The sequence below is a fragment of the Psychroserpens sp. genome, assembly GCF_034670085.1.
Classification (GTDB): domain Bacteria; phylum Bacteroidota; class Bacteroidia; order Flavobacteriales; family Flavobacteriaceae; genus Psychroserpens.
The window spans coordinates 139,358-158,709 of sequence record NZ_JAXMOD010000004.1 but is presented as its reverse complement, the minus strand read 5'-3'; the positions used below and the strand labels follow the sequence as shown (position 1 = coordinate 158,709).

The window sequence follows — 19,352 nt, the reverse complement described above, 5'->3', positions numbered from 1 at the left end:
CTATTATCTTGGAACTTCTACAGATTGTAAAATCATTTCAACAACTTGTTCTGTGGTCATACCTTCCATTTCTCGCTCTGGAGTTAGTATGATTCTGTGAATTAAAACAGGATTGACAGCTTTTTTAACGTCTTCAGGAATTACAAAATCTCTTCCGTTAATAGCTGCAAATGCTTTTGCCGTATTTAAAATTGCAATCGAAGCTCTTGGTGAACCTCCCAAATATAAATGCGGATGATTTCGAGTTTTTGAAACGATTTCAGCAATATATTTTATGATTTTTTCCTCAACAACAATGGCTTGTGTTTTAGATTTATAATCTTCTAAACTTTTGGTGTCTAATATTGGTTCAATAAGAGTTTGAGGTAATTTGCCTTGACGCTTGTGATGCGAATCTATAATTTTGATTTCATCCTCTAAACTTGGGTAATCGACTTTAATTTTAAAAATAAATCGATCTAATTGTGCTTCAGGTAAGGCATAAGTTCCTTCTTGTTCTATTGGATTTTGCGTTGCCAATACCATAAAAGGTGTTTCAAATTTATAGGTTTTTCCATCAATGGTAGCTTGACGTTCTTCCATAGTTTCAAATAAAGCAGCCTGTGTTTTTGCTGGAGCTCTATTTATTTCATCTATAAGAATGATATTTGAAAATATTGGACCAGGTTTAAATTCAAACTCAGAATCTTTCATATTCAATATTGACGTTCCTAAAACATCACTAGGCATCAAATCTGGCGTGAATTGAATTCTGCTAAAATTGGTTTTAAGCACTTTGGCAAATAATTTAGCCGTAATGGTTTTTGCAATTCCAGGAACACCTTCAATTAAAACATGACCGTCTGCTAAAAGGGCTACAATAAGTAATTCTACAAATTGATCTTGGCCAATAATGACTTTGCGCAGTTCATGTTTAATACTATCAACGGCATTTCTTAAATCCTCTAAAGGAATTCTATTATCAAAATTTAAGTCTTTTTCTTCCATGAGTTATTGCTTTTAAAAGTTTCTATGAGCGCATTTAGTTGCTCTAATTGTATAGTATTAAGTTGTGTGTTTTGATTAAGGCTTTCAATAGTTTCAAAAAGATGTTTGGTGTCTTCAATACTATTATTGCTTCTTGCTGCAAGATTTTTTAAGAAGTCGTCATTAATGGTCGTCGTACTCAAATGCAAATGCGTTCTAATGTATTCTAAAAAATGTTGAATTTTATGCTGTGCTATCTCGTAATGCTTTCCTTTTTCATAATACATATTAGCAATAGTACGCGTAAAATCTATAGTTTGGTTGCGAAGCGGTTGTACTATAGGAATTGCTCGCTGCTTGCGTTTTCCTTCAAAAATAATATAAAATACAACGCCAATAAGCATGATGTAGTATGCCCATTTTAAAGCTTTGTTATTAAGTAGAATATACATTGGAGACGTGTAAAACGACTTCCCAGATTTGTAATAATTGTCGACATATACTGGTTTTGATTCATCAAAGTAAGACAATAATCCTGCTGTGTAATTATGATTTGGAGGATTTAGAATAAAGTAATTAGTGAATGCTTGCGGAAACGTGCTTAAAATAATGGTGCCATCCCCAAAGGGTTGTTTTAGAATCGTTATTGGTGTTGTTATTGAATCTTCAGCATCCTCATCGATTTCGTAATTTTTTAAAGTCCCTATTATCGAAGTGTTTAGTGTATCAATTTTATTGAAATGAGACACATATCTACTTTTGTCAAAAATGGCTGTTCTAGTATTTAATTCTTTATGATTAAGTTGAAAATGAAAACTATCACCTTCTACTTCAAATTTGCTAATGATATCTGTTTCAAGTTTTAAAGTGTCTAAAAGCTGATCTTCAAAATCTTCAGAAGCGATAAATAGTGTATTCCCTTTAGACGTCCAATCAAGTAGTTTTTCTAATTCTGTTTCACCAAATAGAATGTTGTTATTTATAAAAAGATAGGTTCCATTTATGCTATCAGATTGGGATAAGTATTGATAAGGCGGACTTTCAAGATTTATTATGCCAGATTCAGTAAACAATCGATCTAATTGGTCCTGGAAGATATAAGTCCCAAAAGGAATTTTATGGTGCTTTGCATACGATTCAAACCAATTAATTTGTTTTGGTTTTGAATACTCCATGAGGACAATTCCGAAAATTGCCAATGCCGTTAAAGCGATATAAAATTTAACTTGTTTACTCACTAGTTCGTTATACTTTTATTTAAAGATTCAAATGGAATTTTAAGACTTTCAAATCGTAATTGGTCGATATTAAATTCGCCATACCATACATAATCATAGATTCTTGTAATGTTTTTGAAACTACTTTTTATGGAGTCTGACGCAATTTCAGTAATATAATCTTCGTTTGTTTTTTCTTGCTGCCAAATAATAACTTGCTTTTCGGTTAGGTGTTTTAACGATTGTAAATAGTAATATCGGATTGCCAACCTGTAATTTTTTTGTTGAATAGCATTATTAATTAAGGCATTAATATCTTCGTTTTTGATGATTTGTTCATCTTCAGTAAACTGAAAACCAGCCTTTTCTTTTTGACCAGTTATTAGAGTTCTCGAATTCACTTTTAAGAAAAACCGAATGAGTAAGAAAATTAAGATGGCTAAAATGAGATAAGGTAAAATATAGAATATAAAATACAAAAGCCCTTGTGCTTCGCCAACTCCAAAAATAGCTTCAACAATTTCGCGAATGATATTGCTTAGCCAACTTATAAATCTGTTAAAAGCTCTAGCTAGAAAGTTTTCTTCAGGTTCAACTTCTATATAATTAAAGGCATCATCATTTTTATAAGTGTCAAGATCGTCTTCAGTGATTTCTTTAACGTCAATGGTCGAGTCGTCATAAATTATAATCGAATCATTGGCTTGAGCCGTTGCATACTGAACGCATAAAAGAATATAGAAAAAGAACTTGAATGGCTTCATTTAGTCTTTTGAATTTCCTAATGAATCTATGCGCTCTATTGTTCCAGAAAAGTATTTACGTTCGTTTAAATTAAAATAAATAAAGGCAGAACCTACTATTGTAATAATATTAAGAATATACTGAAAAAATGAACCTAATACATTAAGTGCTATATAAATTGGGTCGACAAAACTATCAAGATTACCAGGATCTATCTCACCACTAAAAATTCCCATTTTAGCATAAGTATAGATTGCGGTAGGTAAAGAAAAAACAAATGAAATGACCCAATAAATTATTAATAACAGAACGATGGTCGCCAATGTGATCCAAAATTCATCTTTAATAAGAGGATAACTTTTACTGTAAGCATCAGATGCTCCACTTTGTTCAAACACTAAAATTGGAAGGGTAACTATCATTGGAACAATAAAGTAAAACACCGGTAAACAACATAATATTGTTGCTAGGATTATGGTTAATCCCTTTAATATTGAAAGCCCTAAAAAAGGCCAAAAGTATTTATAAACATTCTTTTTGATTTCCTCTGGATTGACAATGCCTTTATTGTCAACATAAGATTTTATATAGTGTAAAACAGTAGATGTTGTAAAGGTATAGGCTAGGATAGCGGTTCCAAAATACACCACATACGCTAAAATTAATTTCAACGGACTACTATAAAACTGATTCGGTTGTGTAAAATCAAAATTAAACTGATCACCAATTATATAAATGTAAAACACCATTGCAAATAAAAATAAAGCTACATAAGGACCAGATATTTTTATAATGGCACTAAAGAATGGTTTGAATTCATTTCTAATAAAAGCAAAAGTATCTGCTAATAGTTCTCCAAATTCACGTTGTTTTTTAAATTCTATGAAGCTTTTCATTGAGTTATAGTTGGTTTAAAGTTCATTTAACTGTATGGGTTGGGACTTTTTATAAAGTTGTCTTGGATAAATCACGTAATAAAAAATGATAATAATAAGTGAGCTACCAATTATCAGAATGGCTAACCAATCTGGCATTTCGGTATGTCTGGTAACAAATCCTTCGAGAAGACCAGCTATAATAAAAAATGGAATGGTACTAATTAAAATTTTAAGTCCGTTAATTACACCTCGTTTAAAGGCTTCCAATCGCGTATAGGTTCCTGTAAAGAGCATACCATTTCCTAAGACCAATCCAGAACAGCCAGCAATTATGATAACAGAGATTTCAAAAGTACCGTGAATCCAAATGGTTCTAACAGATTCCCAAAGTAGCCCTTTTTCATAAAAGAAGTACTGAAAACTGCCTAGCATTATTCCATTTTGCATCATAATAAATAAGGAACCAATACCAAACATAATACCATAGGCAAAGGCCATTAGTGCTACTTTTATGTTATTGATGGTAATACCAAGAGCCATATTAAATTCGCCCATTTGTTTGTAAACAGCCATTGGATCATTGTTTTCAATATTTTCAATAGTCATATTTACGTAGTTATCACCCAATATAGAACGTACAAAATCACCTTCTGTTGCAGCAGAATAAGCTCCAACTATACAAAACAAAAGGAATACAAGAAAGGAAATTAAAAGCTCACGTTGGTGATGATAAAATAGCGTTGGGAACTCAGTTTTAAAAAATGAAATCAGTCGATTTTTAGATTCTTTTTTGGTCTTATAAATTTTCTGATGTGCTTGAGATGCAATTTGATTTAAATAGCGTTCGGTATTACTATGTCTATAAAATGTTTTAGCATAACTGAGGTGATCAGTTATTTCTATGTAAAGATCAGAAAGTTCATTGGGATCAATTGTATTATTATTTGAAAGAACGCTTTCAAATCTTAACCATTTATCTTTATTTTGCTTAACGAAAGCAGCTTCTCGCATTAGAGGATCTTATTTACTTTCAAAGAAAAGAAAATATGGAGGAATTTCAAATAGAAACCGCTCAAAATGTAGGGATTCAACAAAATGTAGCTAATTTAGGTGACAGAATGTTGGCTTACCTCATTGACACCTTGATTATTGGATTTTATTTTTTTGTCATGATTATGATTATGGTCTCCTTAGAACTTGATAATTCAGATCTTTGGGCATTATGGCTTTTAGTATCTTTACCTGCCTTTCTGTATTACGTATTATTAGAAACATTTTGGAATGGTCAAACCATAGGTAAGCGAACTATGAATATAAGAGTTGTAAAACTTGATGGTTCAAAACCTGGTTTTTCTAATTATTTTGTACGTTGGATTCTTCGAATTGTAGATGTGTCACTAACAAGTGGTGGATTAGCAGTATTAACGATTTTAATAAGAGGTAATGGACAACGTGTGGGTGATATTGCTGCTGGTACAACCGTCATTAGTGAAAAAGTTAAGTTGAGTATAGATGATACACTTCTTAAGGAAATACCAATAGATTATAAACCAACATATAGTCAGGTAACAGTTTTTAAGGATGACGAAATGCAACTGATTAAAACACTTTATGATGAGGCACGATATAAAAGTCAGCATAATATAATCTTGTCATTATATACAAGAATAATTAAAGTTATGGATGTTGAGACCAAACAAAAACCGATAGATTTTGTAGACACGGTCATCAAAGATTATAACTATTATACACAAAACATGTAATGTTTTTTCAAATTATAGATATTTTAGGAACCATAGCATTTGCTATTTCTGGTGTACTCGTTGCATTAAATAAAAAGATGGATCCTTTTGGCGTCCTTATTATTGCCTTTGTGACAGCAGTAGGAGGAGGTTCTTTAAGAGATGTTTTGATTGGAATTCAGCCTGTATCGTGGATGACCAACATGACTTATGTATATGTGATTTTTGGAGCGACGGTATTTGCTATTGTGTTTAAAAGTAAACTTAATTATCTGCGAAAATCCCTTTTTTTATTCGATACAATAGGAATTGGTTTATATACAGTTGTTGGCATTGAAAAAGGTATTGTTGCCGATTTACATCCCATTATTTGTATTGCGTTAGGAACGATGACTGCCTGTTTTGGTGGTGTGATTAGAGATATTTTATGTAATGAAATCCCTGTAATTTTCAGAAAAGAGATTTATGCAACAGCTTGTATTTTAGGTGGTTTTACATATTTCTTGCTTCGAGAATTTATGGCTGATACTAATTTTGTGTTTATTATTGCAGGTACTATAGTAATTGCTGTACGTTTACTTGCTGTAAAATTTAAAATTAGTTTGCCTAGTTTGTATAAGGCTGAAGATTAATCATAATACATTTAGGAATGTCAAAAAATAAACTAAAAAAGAAAAAACTTAAGAAAACTTGGCTTGTTCATTTTTGGGCTAAAGTATTTAAATTATTTAGTTACATTTCATTATTTTCAGTTATCCGAAAAATTGCTCCTAAAAAGTCAAAATCCTATTCATTTGTAGAATACTACGTTACCATTAATACATTACTGTCAATTGTGACCCTATTTATAGTAACTTATCGCAGAAATTATGAAGAAAATTGGTTATTACTGTTTGTTATGTGTTTTGGGTTTTTAAGAACATTTGAAATTATTATTTATCAAATTAATGTATTGTTATTTGATGAATATCGAGCTAAATTAAAAGGGCTCAAATATGCAGTTAGAGGTTATAGAAGAATGGTTTTATTGTTATTGCACAACTATGTTGAGATTATTAGTTGGTTTGGAGTAGCTTATATGTGGTTTTACAGAAGCGGACATATTTCACTACCTCCAAATAGCCCTGAATTGACTTTTCTACAAGTTTTTCACGAAAGCATGGTATTGATGTTCTCATTTAGTCCAGATCAATATGAAGCAAGTACAAATATGGGATTTGCAGTATTTACTGCTCAAGCAATTATTGGGCTCTTTATGACATTAGTAGTATTTGCTCGTTTTCTCGGTTTACTTCCTCCTCCAGATACTATGGATGAATTTGAAAGTGATATTGATTAAATATTATGAGCTTCTTTGTTTCGATGGTAAAATTGCATATTTGTAAATCATAATGACCGAAACTAACATCGTTGTTAAGAAATAAGTCAAGCCAAAAAGCAGTAATGTTTTGGCTTCAGCATTAAAACTAGGAAATTCTCTCACTTCTGATATCAATGCCAATATCATATATAGACTTGTGATAATTAGCAGGAAAGGTATAGCAATTCCAACCATTTTATTTTTAAATATTATCTGTAAAACTATCGCGATTATAAGTCCAATAGCAATATAATTAATCGGTTGTCCAGCAGACATCCAATAAAAAAGGACTGCAGCAATTAGAAGGTATTCGGGAAGACTTAGAATAATTTTTTTTAAAAGCTTCATATATCATAAAGGTTGGTTACATAGAAAACGTAAGTTAGGTTTCTACATTGTATGCTTACTTTACTTATATAAAAATTCCCGTTACCTAAGATTTACATTAGATAACGGGAATTATAATAAGTTTATTCTATTTATTTTGTTGTCGTTACAGGGAATCCTCTATCTCGCATTAAAGCTTCAATTTTAGCATCGCGACCTCTAAATAATCGGTAAGCTTCAGCTGGATCCATTGCATTTCTAGGTGCAAACAAATATTTCACCAATTTGGCTGCAACGTCTTTATCGTAGAAACCTCCTGGAGCTTCAGCAAATGCTTCCGAAGCATCAGCAGTAAGTACATCTGCCCACATATAACCATAATATGCCGTTGCATAACCTTCACCAGAGAACACATGTCCAAAGTGTGGAGTTCTATGACGCATTGGTAATTCTTTTGGCATTTTAAGTTCTGCCAAAGTTTCACGTTCGAACTTGTCGATATCAATACCTTCTGGGTCTGCTAAATGTAATTTCATATCCATTAAGGCAGAAGCTAAATATTCAGTTGTACCAAAACCTTGATTAAAAGTTGACGCTTTTTTAATTTTTGCAACTAAAGATGCTGGAATTGGTTCTCCAGTCTTATTGTGAACTAAAAACTGATTTATTACTTTATCTGTCGATAACCAACGTTCTAATAATTGGGATTGAAACTCTGTATAATCTCTCACACCTCCATTAAGGGTTGGGTATTTTACGTTTGCAGAAAAGAAGTGTAATGCATGTCCGAATTCATGGAAAAATGTTGTAGCATCATCCCATGACACTAGAACAGCTTCACCTGGTGCAGGCTTCACAAAGTTTGAATTATTAGAAGCAAGAACATTCGTTACGCCTTCAAAAGAGGTATAGCTTCTATAGGTTGTAGCCCAAGCTCCAGAACGTTTTCCTTGTCTAGCATAAGGATCTAAATACCATAAGCCAATATGCTTACCTGAATCTTTATCAGTCACTTCCCAAACTTTTACATCTTCATGGAATACAGGAACTTTACCTTCTTCAACAGGTGTAAATGCAAAATTGAATAATTCACCTGCTGTAAAGAATAGGGCTTGTGTTAATTTATCTAACTGTAGATATTGCTTTACCTCATCACTATCTAAATCATATTTTTTCTTACGTACTTTTTCCGCATAATACCTGTAATCCCAAGGTTCAATTGTAATATTGTCACCAAGTTCATTTGCAACCGTTTGCATATCTGCAACTTCTTCAGCAACACGTCCAATAGCAGCAGGCCAAACAGCATTCATTAAAGCCATGGCGTTTTCTGGTGTTTTTGCCATACGATCTTGTAAACGCCATTGTGCATAATTATCATATCCTAAAAGTTCCACACGTTCTCTTCGTAGTTTTAGGATTTTGGCAATGAGGTCGTTATTATCAAATTCATCTCCATTGTCACCTCGAGAATAATAGTTAGTCCAAACTTGTTTACGTAATTCACGTTCGGTAGAATACGTTAAAAAAGGATCCATAGAAGAACGTGTATTAGTAATGGCATATTTACCATCTTGTCCTTTATCTGTTGCTATTTTAGCAGCCGATTTCACAAAGCCTTCAGAAAGACCATTTAATTGATCTTTTGTTAAATAGGTGACATAGTTTTCTTCGTCGTGTAAAACGTGGTCAGAAAAATCATTGTATAAGCTAGATAGTTCTTTATTAATTTCTGCATAGCGTTCTTTTTTGGCATCATCTAGATTTGCGCCATTCATTTCAAAACTCTTATAAGTTAACTCAACAACACGTTGAGCTTCTGCTTCTAAAGGTGTCTTTTGAGAGGCATCATAAACCGTTTTAATACGTTGGAATAATTTTGAATTCTGAGATATCTTCGAACTAAATTCTGATAATTTAGGAGCTAATTCACCTTGAATTTCTCTAAACTCTGGAGAGGACATATTACTGCTTAAGATACCATAATATGTAAATACATCACCTAAGGTTTTTCCTGAAGCTTCCATGGCAACTATAGTATTTTCAAAAGTTGCAGGTTCTGTATTATTAGCGATAACGTCAATTTCGGCAAGATTTAATTCCATGCCTTTTTCAACAGCTTCTTTAATATCGGCTACATTCATTTTGTCAAATGCAGGAACCCCTTCATAAGGACCTGTCCATTCTTGTAACAAAACATTGTCACTCATAGTGGTTGTTTCTTCTTTGTTTTCGCTTTGTTTTTCGTCTTTTTTGCAACTAGCAAAAAGTACAATGCTACATAAGAGTGCAGCTTTAATCGATTTTGAAATCATTGTATAAGTTAAATTAGTTTTTAGTGTGGTTCAAGATATTGAAAAATACACAGAGTTTATGTTGAATTTTTGTTAAAACACCACTAAGTGATTAGTCTAGAATTTCAACACGTCGTATATACACATTTTGTAAAGGCCAATCGCCATCATCTGTGTCAACCTTAGCAATTTTATCGGCTACATCTAGACCGTTTATGACTTTACCGAAAATAGTATAATCACCATCGAGTTGATACACATCTCGCAAGGTGATAAAAAACTCGTAAGGTGAGGCCAATTTATGCGGATTATCAATATCACTACTTGGCATAGAAATGACACCACGATCATGTTTGAAACCTCGTTTGGTGTCTGTAGGTAGCAAATACTTGCCGATAACTTTTCGTTTTTGCATCACATCTCTGTCATCTGTACTGCCTCCTTGTACAATATAATTCTCGATAACGCGATAAAATTGTGTGTCTGTAAAATAGCCTTGCTTCGTTAGAAAGATGAAGTTAGCACGATGAAATTTAGTTTCATTAAACAATAAAATATCTATGTTTCCATAATCTGTAACTAGACGGACTTTATTTTCTTTATGTAAAGTTTCGTACTGAAGAAAAAACTCCATGGCATTTTTTTCAGTTAGAAGAGGGTATTTTCGATCTGGAGTTCTTGGTATGGTGTCTTTTGGTATAGAAGTAACAGTTAATGAATCTGAAATTGGCGTCGTTGTTTTCTTATGAGATTGCTTATCTTCACAACTCATAAAGCAGATACAAAACACGATTAAAAAAAATGGCTTCATGTATTAAGATGGATTTCAATATATTTTTAAAATCAGTACCAAAAATAAAAAATCTAGAACTTCCGGGAGAAGTATCTCAGATTAAAATGTCACCTCCTTATCGCTTAGAACTTATGGAGCGTAATAGAACGTTGATGAAAACAGCTAAACAGGCTGCTGTATTGGCTTTATTTTATCCTAATAAGCTTAATGAAACACATCTTATTTTAATTTTAAGAAAAACCTATAAAGGCGTGCATTCTGCTCAAGTCGGATTTCCTGGTGGAAAATTAGAAGATGACGATATAGATTTACAAATGACGGCTTTACGAGAAACTTATGAAGAAGTTGGTGTTGCAATGGAAACTGTAAATGTTCTAAAACAAATGACACCAATGTATATTCCGCCTAGTAATTTTACGGTACACCCATTTTTTGGTGTTACGCATACTACACCAAATTTTATCAAGCAAGATGAAGAAGTAGAAGATCTTATTGAAGTTTCACTTTCTCATTTTTTAGATGAATCTAATGTAATTCAAACCTCAGTACCAACATCTTATAAAGTCAATGTTGAGGTGCCAGCATTTCAACTTAATGATCATGTGGTTTGGGGAGCAACAGCAATGATGCTAAGCGAAGTAAAAGACTTGTTAAAAATGGTGCTGTAAGTAGGAGTTTTTTGTAAGTTTGTCTTTCCGCTTAACGACAAAAATTAATGGGATTATTTAAAAGAAACCCTTTTGGGCACATACTTTTTGTAAAAAAATGGTTAATCAGAATCTTAGGAGCATTAACCCATCGCAGATTTAGAGGTTTTAATGAACTTCAAATTGAAGGCTCAGATATTATCAAGAATCTTCCGGAAACTAATGTGCTTTTTATTTCCAACCATCAAACTTATTTTGCCGATGTCATAGCCATGTTTCATGTGTTTAATGCGAGTCTTAGCGGACGATTAGATAATATTAAAAATGTTGGTTACCTGTGGAATCCTAAACTGAATCTATATTATGTAGCTGCTAAGGAAACCATGAAGTCAGGTTTGCTTCCAAAGATATTTGCGTATACAGGTTCTATTAGTATTGAACGTACTTGGCGTTCTGAAGGTAAAGATGTGAATAGGCAAGTAAAAATGAGTGACATTACGAGTATCAAAACGGCTTTAAATGACGGTTGGGTAGTGACATTTCCGCAAGGCACAACAACGCCATTTAAACCTATTCGTAAAGGAACAGCTCATATTATAAAACAGTATAAACCCATTGTAGTTCCAATCGTAATTGATGGTTTCAGGCGATCTTTCGATAAAAAGGGACTTCGTGTAAAAAAGAAAAACGTCTACCAATCATTTGAAATTAAAGAGCCATTACAAATCGATTATGAAAATGAAAGTATAGCTGATATCGTTGAAAAAATAGAATATGCTATCGAGCAACATCCTTCGTTTTTAAAAGTGATTCCACAAGAAGAATTGGAAGAAAAAGAGCGACTTAATCAAAAATTAAGAAACTGGTAAATTAATCTTCAAGCTTTTTTAATTCGAAATAATTTCTATTTAATCGTTTTAAAAGAATACCATAAATCAGCCAATAAAATAATAAGAGCACACTAATAGCAATGACTAAACCTATAAGTGTTACTAATGCTATACTAGCATAATACTTAAATAATTCACCATTAGCTTGAGCAATTTCTAAAAGCGCTCGAGAGTCTTCGTCACTTTTTATTGCATAAGGCATCATATAAGTTACACCAATAATTAAAACAACTAGATTGAAAAACACGTATTGTTTAACAGTACGCCTCGTTTTTAAGATGTTTTCCATTAACGTTTTGGCGTTATCAGTTGAGTTTATAGTTTTATAGTTTGTATAGAATTTGTAGAAGAAATAGGCTAATACTGCATAAGAGAAAATCGAGATGGCTATAAAACCAAAATTTCTCTCCATACCATCTAATTCTAAATTAAATCCTGAAGCTTTTAAACCAAAGGAGATAAATACCCAAAACACAAATTCTAAGATACTTATTATAAATATCCATTTAACAATAGAAGACGACTTGCTAAGTATCATATTATAAATTTCATTATATGATAATTTAGGATATACTTTGTCATCCTTTTTCCAGTCTTTTTTTAATAATTCTAATTCATCCATATGATTACGGATTTAATATTGTTCTTAATTTTTTCTTTACCCTATTCATTTTCACTCGAGCATTAACTTCAGTTATACCAAGGGTTTCACTTATTTCACTATAATTCTTATCTTCTAAATACAAAAACACTAAAGCTTTTTCAATGTCATTTAGCTGATGAACAGCTTTATATAACAGTTTTAATTGTTGTTCTTCAGTGTCATCATAAGGTTCAGATTTTATTTTAAACTGAACATTTTCAAACTCCTCAGTTTTTATACTTCGTTTTGACTTTCGGTAGAGTGTAATTGCAGTATTTAAACCAACACGATACATCCAAGTACTAAACTTAGCATCACCTCGAAATTTAGGATACGCTTTCCATAATTGTATAGTTATCTCTTGAAACAAATCATTATGCGCATCCTGATTATTGGTATATAATCTGCAGACTTTATGCACAATGTTTTGATGTTTTTCAAGTAATTCAACAAAACTATGTTCTAATGCTTTATTCAATTTTTTATCGGTTAGTTATCTATAAGTAGCTATACTATTTAAAATGTTACACAATGTGTTAAGTAATACTTCAAAAATAAGATATTGGACGACCTAAACCGTATCTTTGTAAGGATAGTTTTAATAAAAATTATGAATATTCCAGAATCAACTTTACCTCGAGTTGTTATTGTAGGAGGTGGTTTTGCAGGTGTAAGGCTAGTAAAAACTTTAGCAAATAAAAATGTTCAAGTCGTACTTATTGACAAGCATAATTATCACACATTTCAACCCTTATTATATCAAGTTTCTAGTTCAGGATTAGAGCCTGATTCTATAGCTTATCCATTACGAAAAATAATTAAGGCACATAAAACAACGTTTTTCAGGTTAGCCGAAGTTGAACGCATTCAACCAGAAGAAAAACGGATTAAAACATCTATAGGTAGTATTCAGTATGATTATTTAGTTCTAGCCACTGGAACAAAAACTAATTTCTTTGGAAACGACGCGATTAAAACGCATAGTATGCCAATGAAAAGTGTCCCACAAGCACTAAATATAAGAAGCCTTATTTTACAGAATTTTGAAAAAGCTGCAATAGCAAACACAAAACAGGAACGAGAGGCATTTTTAAACTTTGTTATAGTAGGAGGAGGACCAACAGGAGTAGAGCTTGCTGGAGCAATTGCTGAACTTAAAAATAATATACTGCCTAGAGATTATAGAGATTTGAATAGGCAAGACATGCATATTCACTTGCTAGAAGGAGCAAATAGAGTTCTGCCGCCAATGAGTGAACATGCTTCAAAACAGGCTGAGAAATTTTTAACAGAATTAGGTGTAAATGTCCATTGCAATACATTTGTTAAAGATTATGATGGTTTGCATGTTAAGACCAATACAACTCTTGAGTTTCAATCTGAAACCTTAATTTGGGCTGCAGGTGTTACGGGAGCTCCTATTCACGGTTTGAAAGCCAATTCTCTCATCGAAAAAAGCAATCGTTATTCTGTCAATAATTTTAATCAAGTCGAAGGCTATGATTCCATTTTTGCTATTGGAGATATAGCATTAATGACAACAGATGCCTATCCCAACGGTCATCCGCAAGTTGCACAACCAGCTATTCAGCAAGGTAAATTGTTAGGTGAAAATATATTAAGACATATCCAGCAAAAACCTTTGCAACCCTTTTCTTATAAAGATAAAGGCTCTATGGCAACTATTGGGAGAAATAAAGCGGTTGTCGATTTAAAACATTTTAAATTCGGAGGCTTTTTTGCATGGTTCGTATGGATGTTTATCCACTTAATGTCTTTGGTAGGATTTAGAAATAGGGTAATTGTTTTCTTTAATTGGACCTATAACTATATAAACTTCGATAAAGCAGCACGTTTAATTATAAGACCTTTTAAAAAATAGTTTTGGCGTTCCCTAACGGTCAGGCTGTACACTATATCTTTTGTTACCAAAAGGATGCCGTTTCCATCCTTAACGCATATGTTTATTATTTCAAAAGAGAAATCGAATCGTATTTTAAAATTCCAATAACAATACAATATTGAGCTAAAGCATAGGTCAACATGATACCAATTGAACTCAATTCCAGTGGCTGATAAAATTTGTCAATGGCCAGAATGCTATCAGAAATCATAAACAAAATGGCTCCTATAAACACCCAATTATAACTTTTAGAATTGTTTTGTTTCTGCCTTAGAAATGCTGTAGTTGACATACTTAATATAACCATCATGTACACAATAACTGGAAGTAGTAATTCGCCTAGTCCGTCTTTCAGTATATAAAACAGAAATGCAGCATAGACCAACATAAGTGCCATAAAACCTAAAGGTGATTTCTGAGGATTTCTTTGTTTTAAAAAGACGATAACATACATCCCATGTGCTAATAAAAATGAACCCAAACCTATAATAAAATATACTGGGTTTATCGTGTCAAATAATAATGCCACATCACCAATGAGAGAAAACACAAGCGCAAGAATCATTAACTTTTTAATAGTAGGATCAAGACGATGATTACGCGTGTAGAAAAACAAAAGGAGAGAAACTATTATTAATGGTTTTGTGAAATAATGCAGTGCAGCAAAGTCAGCAAAAGATCCACATAATAATTCAATAATGACAATTACAGCAAAGATGCCAGTAAATTTTTGTTCAGCTTTTGAAAGCATTTCATTCCCGTTTTTTGTAAAAATATGCAATTCAGCATTTAAAATTAACAATTCGGTTAATTAGAATTTCAGAAATCTAACAAATACATCAAGTTTGTACCATCAATAAGTGCTGAACTAGTTTCAGTATTAAAAAACGAACATTTAATTACAATCAAACCATGAAACTATCAACTTTTATCTTTGCTGTCTTAATCACGACACTTTCTTATGCACAAACTTCAATTAGCGGAAAAGTAACCGATAATAAAAATCAGCCTATCATTGGAGCCAATGTGTATTTAGATGGTACCTATGATGGTGCAACCACCAATGATGAAGGAAAGTTTTCATTTGAAACCTCAGAAACAGGTACACAAATTTTAACCATTTCCTATTTGTCTTATGAAACCAAAACCATTGCTGGCGATGTTTCAACACTTAATAATCTTCAAGTAAAATTAAGAGAAGATGTTAATGCCTTAGATACGGTTGTGATTTCTGCTGGGACTTTTGAAGCTAATGATAATAGCAAGGTCTCAGTTTTAAAACCTTTAGATGTTGTTACAACTGCAAGCGCAGTAGGCGATTTTGTAGGTGCACTACAAACTTTACCAGGTACTTCAACTGTTGCTGAAGACGGACGATTATTTGTTAGAGGAGGCGATGCCAATGAAACACAAATCTTTATTGATGGTATTCGTGTATTTACACCATATTCTCCAACTGCTAATAATATTCCAACACGTGGTCGTTACTCACCATTCTTGTTTGATGGCATTACATTTTCAACTGGTGGTTATTCTGCCGAATTTGGAAACGCTCTGTCTAGTGTATTGTTATTAAGCACCATTGATGAACCAGATCAAGAAAAAACAGATATTGGCATTATGAGCGTTGGTGCAAGTTTAGGTCATACCGAAAAATGGAAAAACACCTCGTTAAGTGTGAATGCGTCTTATATTAATTTGGCGCCTTACATTGCTTTATATCCAGACAGAAACGATTGGAAAAAGCCTTATGAAGGTGCTCAAGGTGAAGCTGTCTTTCGTCAGAAATTTGAAACGGGTATGCTTAAGTTTTATGCAGCTTTTGATACCTCAAATCTTGATTTGATACAAGAAGATATCAATAATCCTGAAGGTGTTCGCTTTAGTTTAAATAATAAAAATTTCTATACTAATGCATCTTATCAAGGTATTTTAGGAAATCGTTGGTCCATACAAACTGGTTTAAGTTATACCATTGCAAGAACAGATGTTGGGTTTAATAATCTTCTAAATGTAAAGGATAGTGAAAACTCTGCACACGCAAAATTGAAACTTAAAAAACGTTTTAATAGTAGATTCAAACTTAGTTTTGGTGTTGAGCATTTTTCTACAGATTTTGATGAAGCCATAGCATCTGATGAGTTTACAGGTAACTATGGATTTACAAATAATAATGCTGCGGCTTTTGTAGAATCTGATATCATTTTTAATAAAAACTTCGCTTTAAAAGTAGGAGTGAGAGCTGATAATTACGCACTTTCAAATGAATTTAATATTGCGCCTAGAGCTTCAATAGCTTATAAAACATCAAAAAACGGACAATTATCTGTTGCGTATGGTGATTTTTATCAGAATGCTAATAATGGTGTATTAAAATTTAATTCGCAAGTAGAAACTCAAAACACAAAACATTACATCATGAACTATCAATATGTAAATGATGGACGATTATTTAGGGCTGAGTTATATCGTAAAGATTATAATAATCTTGTAAAATTTGATACTGCCTTTGAAGGATTCGATTCTACATTTGACAATTCAGGTTCTGGATTCGCACAAGGATTAGATATCTTTTGGAGAGATAATAAAAGCATTAAAAATACCGATTATTGGATTAGCTATTCTTATTTAGATACCGAACGTGATTATAGAAATTATCCAATCCAAGCACAACCTAATTTTGCAAATACTCATAATTTTTCAGCTATAGCAAAGTATTGGATTGACGATTGGAAAAGTCAAGTTGGATTTGCATATACCTTTGCATCTGGACGACCTTATACCAATCCGAATACAAATGAGTTTTTAGGTGAGCAAACTAAAAGTTATAATAGTGTAAGTTTAAATTGGGCCTATTTGATTAGCCCGCAAAAGATCTTGTATGCCTCTGTAAACAATATTCTTGCTTTCAAAAACATAAATGGTTACCAATATGCAAATACTCCAGATATGAACGGAAATTTTGCAAGACGATCATTACAGCCTGCAGCTGATCAGTTTTTCTTTATTGGATTCTTTTGGACAATTAGTGAGGACGGAACAGATAACCAGTTAGATAATTTGTAAGAAGTTCAATTTCTTAAAGCTGGTAACATGATATTTATCATAGTTATCCTTATGTAATTGCAGTAATTTCATAGTATAAAATTTATGAATTATGCAAGTTAAAAAGAACCCAGAAATAGAAGTAGGCAGAAATAGTAGTCTCTATTTCGCTGTCGGCTTGAATTTAATGTTATTGATAACGTATCTTATGTTTGAACATAAAACATATGAAAGCGATATCATCACAAGAGATATTGTGCAAGTTGATAATTTTGTAGAGGAAGACATTCCTCTTGTAAATTTAGATGTACCACCACCTCCACCACCTCCACCACCAGCTTTAGTTCCAGATGATATAAAAGTCGTTGAGGATGAAATTGAAATAGAAGAAACTATTATTGAGAGTAGTGAAATTGGACAAAGTGATGCTATTGAAGAATATGTCGCTAATGTTGACGATGTAGATGTTGAGGATGTTGAAGAAGATATTGAAGTGCCATTTGCTGTTATTGAAAATGTACCTGTATTTCCTGGTTGTGAAGGAGGTAACAGACAAGATCAAATAGATTGTTTTCAGAGAAAAATGCAAGAGCACGTTAATAAAAACTTTAATTATCCAGAAAGAGCACTCGAATTAGATATGCAAGGTAAAGTATATGTGCTTTTTGTAATTGATAACACAGGTAGAGTTTCAAAAATTAAAAGTAGAGGTCCAGATAGAATTCTAGAAAAAGAAGCTGAACGTATAATTAGTATTTTACCAAAAATGACGCCTGGTAAGCAACGTGGAAGAGCAGTAAGCATGCCTTACAGTATACCAATTCACTTTAAAATTAGAGATTGAACAGAATTTAAACTCGCTTACTCGTTACATAAATAAAAATCTATTAGTTTTTTAATTAATAGATTTTGTTTTATCATACCTTTTTATTTCCATTTAATATTACAACCAATGCTCGGTTTTTGGATGTCTCTTTGATTTTGGTTGTTCAGCATTGCCTCAATTGCAAATCGCAAATCTTCTCCTGTGACTGGAATACCGTTTCCAGGTCTCGAATTATCGAGTTGCCCACGATATACTAGTTGTAATGTAGAATCAAATACATAAAAATCTGGAGTACAAGCAGCATCATATGCTTTCGCTACATCTTGTGTTTCGTCATACAAATACGGAAATATAAAATCATGTCTTATAGCATTGTCTTTCATTTTGTCAGGCGCATCAGCAGGATAATTAATAGCATCATTACTAGAAATTGCAATACAATTAATTCCTTTAGTGATATAATCTTTTGCTAGTTTTGAGAGTTCAGAATTGACGTGAATGACAAATGGACAATGGTTACAAATAAACATAATTACTGTTCCGTTTACTCCTTTTGATTTATTTAATGTCACCATTGAATTATCTATGGTATTGATGAGGTTGAATTCTGGAGCTTTCGTTCCTAATGGTAACATATTTGATGGTGTAAGTGCCATATTTTTTATACTTTTAATTCATGGATAATATAATAACTTTCGAAGACTTCACAAAAGTCGATTTACGTGTTGGAACTATTATTGAAGTTAATGATTTTCCTGAAGCCCGACAGCCTGCATATCAATTAACGATTGATTTTGGAGGATTAGGTCTTAAAAAGTCTTCTGCTCAAATCACTACGCTCTATAAAAAAGAAGAGCTGCTTAACCGACAAATTGTTGCTGTCATTAACTTTCCAAAAAAGCAAATAGGAAAATTTATGAGCGAATGTCTTGTTCTTGGAGCTGTTGATGGTAAGGATGTAATACTTCTAAACCCAAGTAATCAAGTCGAAAATGGACAAATTGTATCATAAATCATGGAGAGATAGAACAATCCATATATTGAACATTGAAAGTGTTGATTTTGAACATGGCATTA

21 protein-coding genes are annotated in these 19,352 nt (G+C 32.5%); 9 read left to right on the top strand and 12 right to left on the bottom strand.

Annotated features, from left to right (window positions below):
• Positions 1–3 precede the first annotated feature (3 nt).
• From VOI25_RS08525 to VOI25_RS08505, 5 genes are read right to left on the bottom strand one after another with little or no spacing between them, the layout of a single operon-like run.
• On the bottom strand, positions 4–987 hold the full coding sequence (locus tag VOI25_RS08525) for a MoxR family ATPase (RefSeq protein WP_323788637.1): 984 nt from the start codon (positions 985–987) through the stop codon (positions 4–6).
• The gene (locus VOI25_RS08520) at positions 969–2,204 is read right to left on the bottom strand and encodes a DUF4350 domain-containing protein (protein WP_323788636.1); all 1,236 of its coding nucleotides are present in this window, start codon (positions 2,202–2,204) and stop codon (positions 969–971) included. The genes VOI25_RS08525 and VOI25_RS08520 overlap by 19 nt, the downstream gene beginning before the upstream one ends.
• Complete coding sequence (locus tag VOI25_RS08515; RefSeq protein ID WP_323788635.1) at positions 2,204–2,947, bottom strand: DUF4129 domain-containing protein; 744 nt, start codon at positions 2,945–2,947, stop codon at positions 2,204–2,206. The genes VOI25_RS08520 and VOI25_RS08515 overlap by 1 nt, the downstream gene beginning before the upstream one ends.
• On the bottom strand, positions 2,948–3,823 hold the full coding sequence (locus VOI25_RS08510) for a hypothetical protein (RefSeq protein WP_323788634.1): 876 nt from the start codon (positions 3,821–3,823) through the stop codon (positions 2,948–2,950).
• 15 nt (positions 3,824–3,838) lie between these two features.
• A complete protein-coding gene (locus VOI25_RS08505; RefSeq protein WP_323788633.1) occupies positions 3,839–4,816 on the bottom strand; it encodes a stage II sporulation protein M in 978 nt (325 codons plus the stop codon).
• Positions 4,817–4,851: 35 nt separating this feature from the next.
• On the opposite strand from VOI25_RS08505, the gene VOI25_RS08500 reads away from it, so the two are divergent.
• Genes VOI25_RS08500 through VOI25_RS08490 form a run of 3 tightly spaced genes read left to right on the top strand, consistent with a single transcriptional unit; the run spans position 4,852 to position 6,886 of the window.
• Entirely contained in the window at positions 4,852–5,568 is a 717-nt protein-coding gene (locus VOI25_RS08500; protein ID WP_323788632.1) for an RDD family protein, read from the top strand.
• Complete coding sequence (locus VOI25_RS08495) at positions 5,568–6,179, top strand: trimeric intracellular cation channel family protein (RefSeq protein WP_323788631.1); 612 nt, start codon at positions 5,568–5,570, stop codon at positions 6,177–6,179. The genes VOI25_RS08500 and VOI25_RS08495 overlap by 1 nt, the downstream gene beginning before the upstream one ends.
• Positions 6,180–6,196: 17 nt before the next feature.
• Entirely contained in the window at positions 6,197–6,886 is a 690-nt protein-coding gene (locus VOI25_RS08490; RefSeq protein ID WP_323788630.1) for a hypothetical protein, read from the top strand.
• A 3-nt stretch (positions 6,887–6,889) separates the two neighbouring features.
• On the opposite strand, the gene VOI25_RS08485 is transcribed toward VOI25_RS08490, so the two are convergent.
• From VOI25_RS08485 to VOI25_RS08475, 3 genes are all read right to left on the bottom strand, one after another.
• A complete protein-coding gene (locus VOI25_RS08485; RefSeq protein ID WP_323788629.1) occupies positions 6,890–7,255 on the bottom strand; it encodes a hypothetical protein in 366 nt (121 codons plus the stop codon).
• 131 nt (positions 7,256–7,386) lie between these two features.
• Positions 7,387–9,549 carry a M3 family metallopeptidase gene (locus VOI25_RS08480; protein ID WP_323788628.1) on the bottom strand — a complete coding sequence of 721 codons (2,163 nt, stop codon included), beginning with the start codon at positions 9,547–9,549 and terminating at the stop codon, positions 7,387–7,389.
• A gap of 91 nt (positions 9,550–9,640) precedes the next feature.
• Positions 9,641–10,339, bottom strand: a complete 699-nt coding sequence (locus VOI25_RS08475; protein WP_323788627.1) for a peptidylprolyl isomerase — start codon at positions 10,337–10,339, stop codon at positions 9,641–9,643.
• Here VOI25_RS08475 and VOI25_RS08470 point away from each other — a divergent pair.
• Positions 10,330–10,989: a CoA pyrophosphatase gene (locus VOI25_RS08470; protein WP_323788626.1), complete on the top strand. Its 660-nt coding sequence runs from the start codon at positions 10,330–10,332 to the stop codon at positions 10,987–10,989. The genes VOI25_RS08475 and VOI25_RS08470 overlap by 10 nt on opposite strands.
• 47 nt (positions 10,990–11,036) lie before the next feature.
• Positions 11,037–11,837 carry a lysophospholipid acyltransferase family protein gene (locus VOI25_RS08465; RefSeq protein ID WP_323788625.1) on the top strand — a complete coding sequence of 267 codons (801 nt, stop codon included), beginning with the start codon at positions 11,037–11,039 and terminating at the stop codon, positions 11,835–11,837.
• A gap of 1 nt (position 11,838) precedes the next feature.
• Here the strand turns inward: VOI25_RS08465 and VOI25_RS08460 are convergent, their stop codons facing one another.
• Together VOI25_RS08460 and VOI25_RS08455 are read right to left on the bottom strand one after the other, a co-directional pair.
• Positions 11,839–12,480: a hypothetical protein gene (locus tag VOI25_RS08460; RefSeq protein WP_323788624.1), complete on the bottom strand. Its 642-nt coding sequence runs from the start codon at positions 12,478–12,480 to the stop codon at positions 11,839–11,841.
• 4 nt (positions 12,481–12,484) lie between these two features.
• Positions 12,485–12,979: a sigma-70 family RNA polymerase sigma factor gene (locus VOI25_RS08455; protein ID WP_323788623.1), complete on the bottom strand. Its 495-nt coding sequence runs from the start codon at positions 12,977–12,979 to the stop codon at positions 12,485–12,487.
• Between the two features lie 132 nt (positions 12,980–13,111).
• Between VOI25_RS08455 and VOI25_RS08450 the strand changes: the two genes are divergently transcribed.
• Positions 13,112–14,383, top strand: coding sequence for an NAD(P)/FAD-dependent oxidoreductase (locus tag VOI25_RS08450; protein ID WP_323788622.1), 1,272 nt, complete (start codon positions 13,112–13,114; stop codon positions 14,381–14,383).
• Positions 14,384–14,468: 85 nt separating this feature from the next.
• Here VOI25_RS08450 and VOI25_RS08445 read toward each other — a convergent pair whose 3' ends face one another.
• Positions 14,469–15,155 (bottom strand): lysoplasmalogenase, encoded by a 687-nt coding sequence (locus tag VOI25_RS08445; protein WP_323788621.1) that lies wholly within the window; start codon positions 15,153–15,155, stop codon positions 14,469–14,471.
• 161 nt (positions 15,156–15,316) lie between these two features.
• Here VOI25_RS08445 and VOI25_RS08440 point away from each other — a divergent pair, with 161 nt between their 5' ends.
• Entirely contained in the window at positions 15,317–17,470 is a 2,154-nt protein-coding gene (locus VOI25_RS08440) for a TonB-dependent receptor (RefSeq protein WP_323788620.1), read from the top strand.
• 91 nt (positions 17,471–17,561) lie between these two features.
• Positions 17,562–18,293 carry an energy transducer TonB gene (locus VOI25_RS08435; protein ID WP_323788619.1) on the top strand — a complete coding sequence of 244 codons (732 nt, stop codon included), beginning with the start codon at positions 17,562–17,564 and terminating at the stop codon, positions 18,291–18,293.
• Positions 18,294–18,376: 83 nt separating this feature from the next.
• Here VOI25_RS08435 and VOI25_RS08430 read toward each other — a convergent pair whose 3' ends face one another.
• Complete coding sequence (locus tag VOI25_RS08430) at positions 18,377–18,931, bottom strand: thioredoxin family protein (protein WP_323788618.1); 555 nt, start codon at positions 18,929–18,931, stop codon at positions 18,377–18,379.
• A 20-nt stretch (positions 18,932–18,951) separates the two neighbouring features.
• Here VOI25_RS08430 and VOI25_RS08425 point away from each other — a divergent pair, with 20 nt between their 5' ends.
• Positions 18,952–19,287 (top strand): tRNA-binding protein, encoded by a 336-nt coding sequence (locus tag VOI25_RS08425; protein WP_323788617.1) that lies wholly within the window; start codon positions 18,952–18,954, stop codon positions 19,285–19,287.
• Positions 19,288–19,352 lie beyond the last annotated feature (65 nt).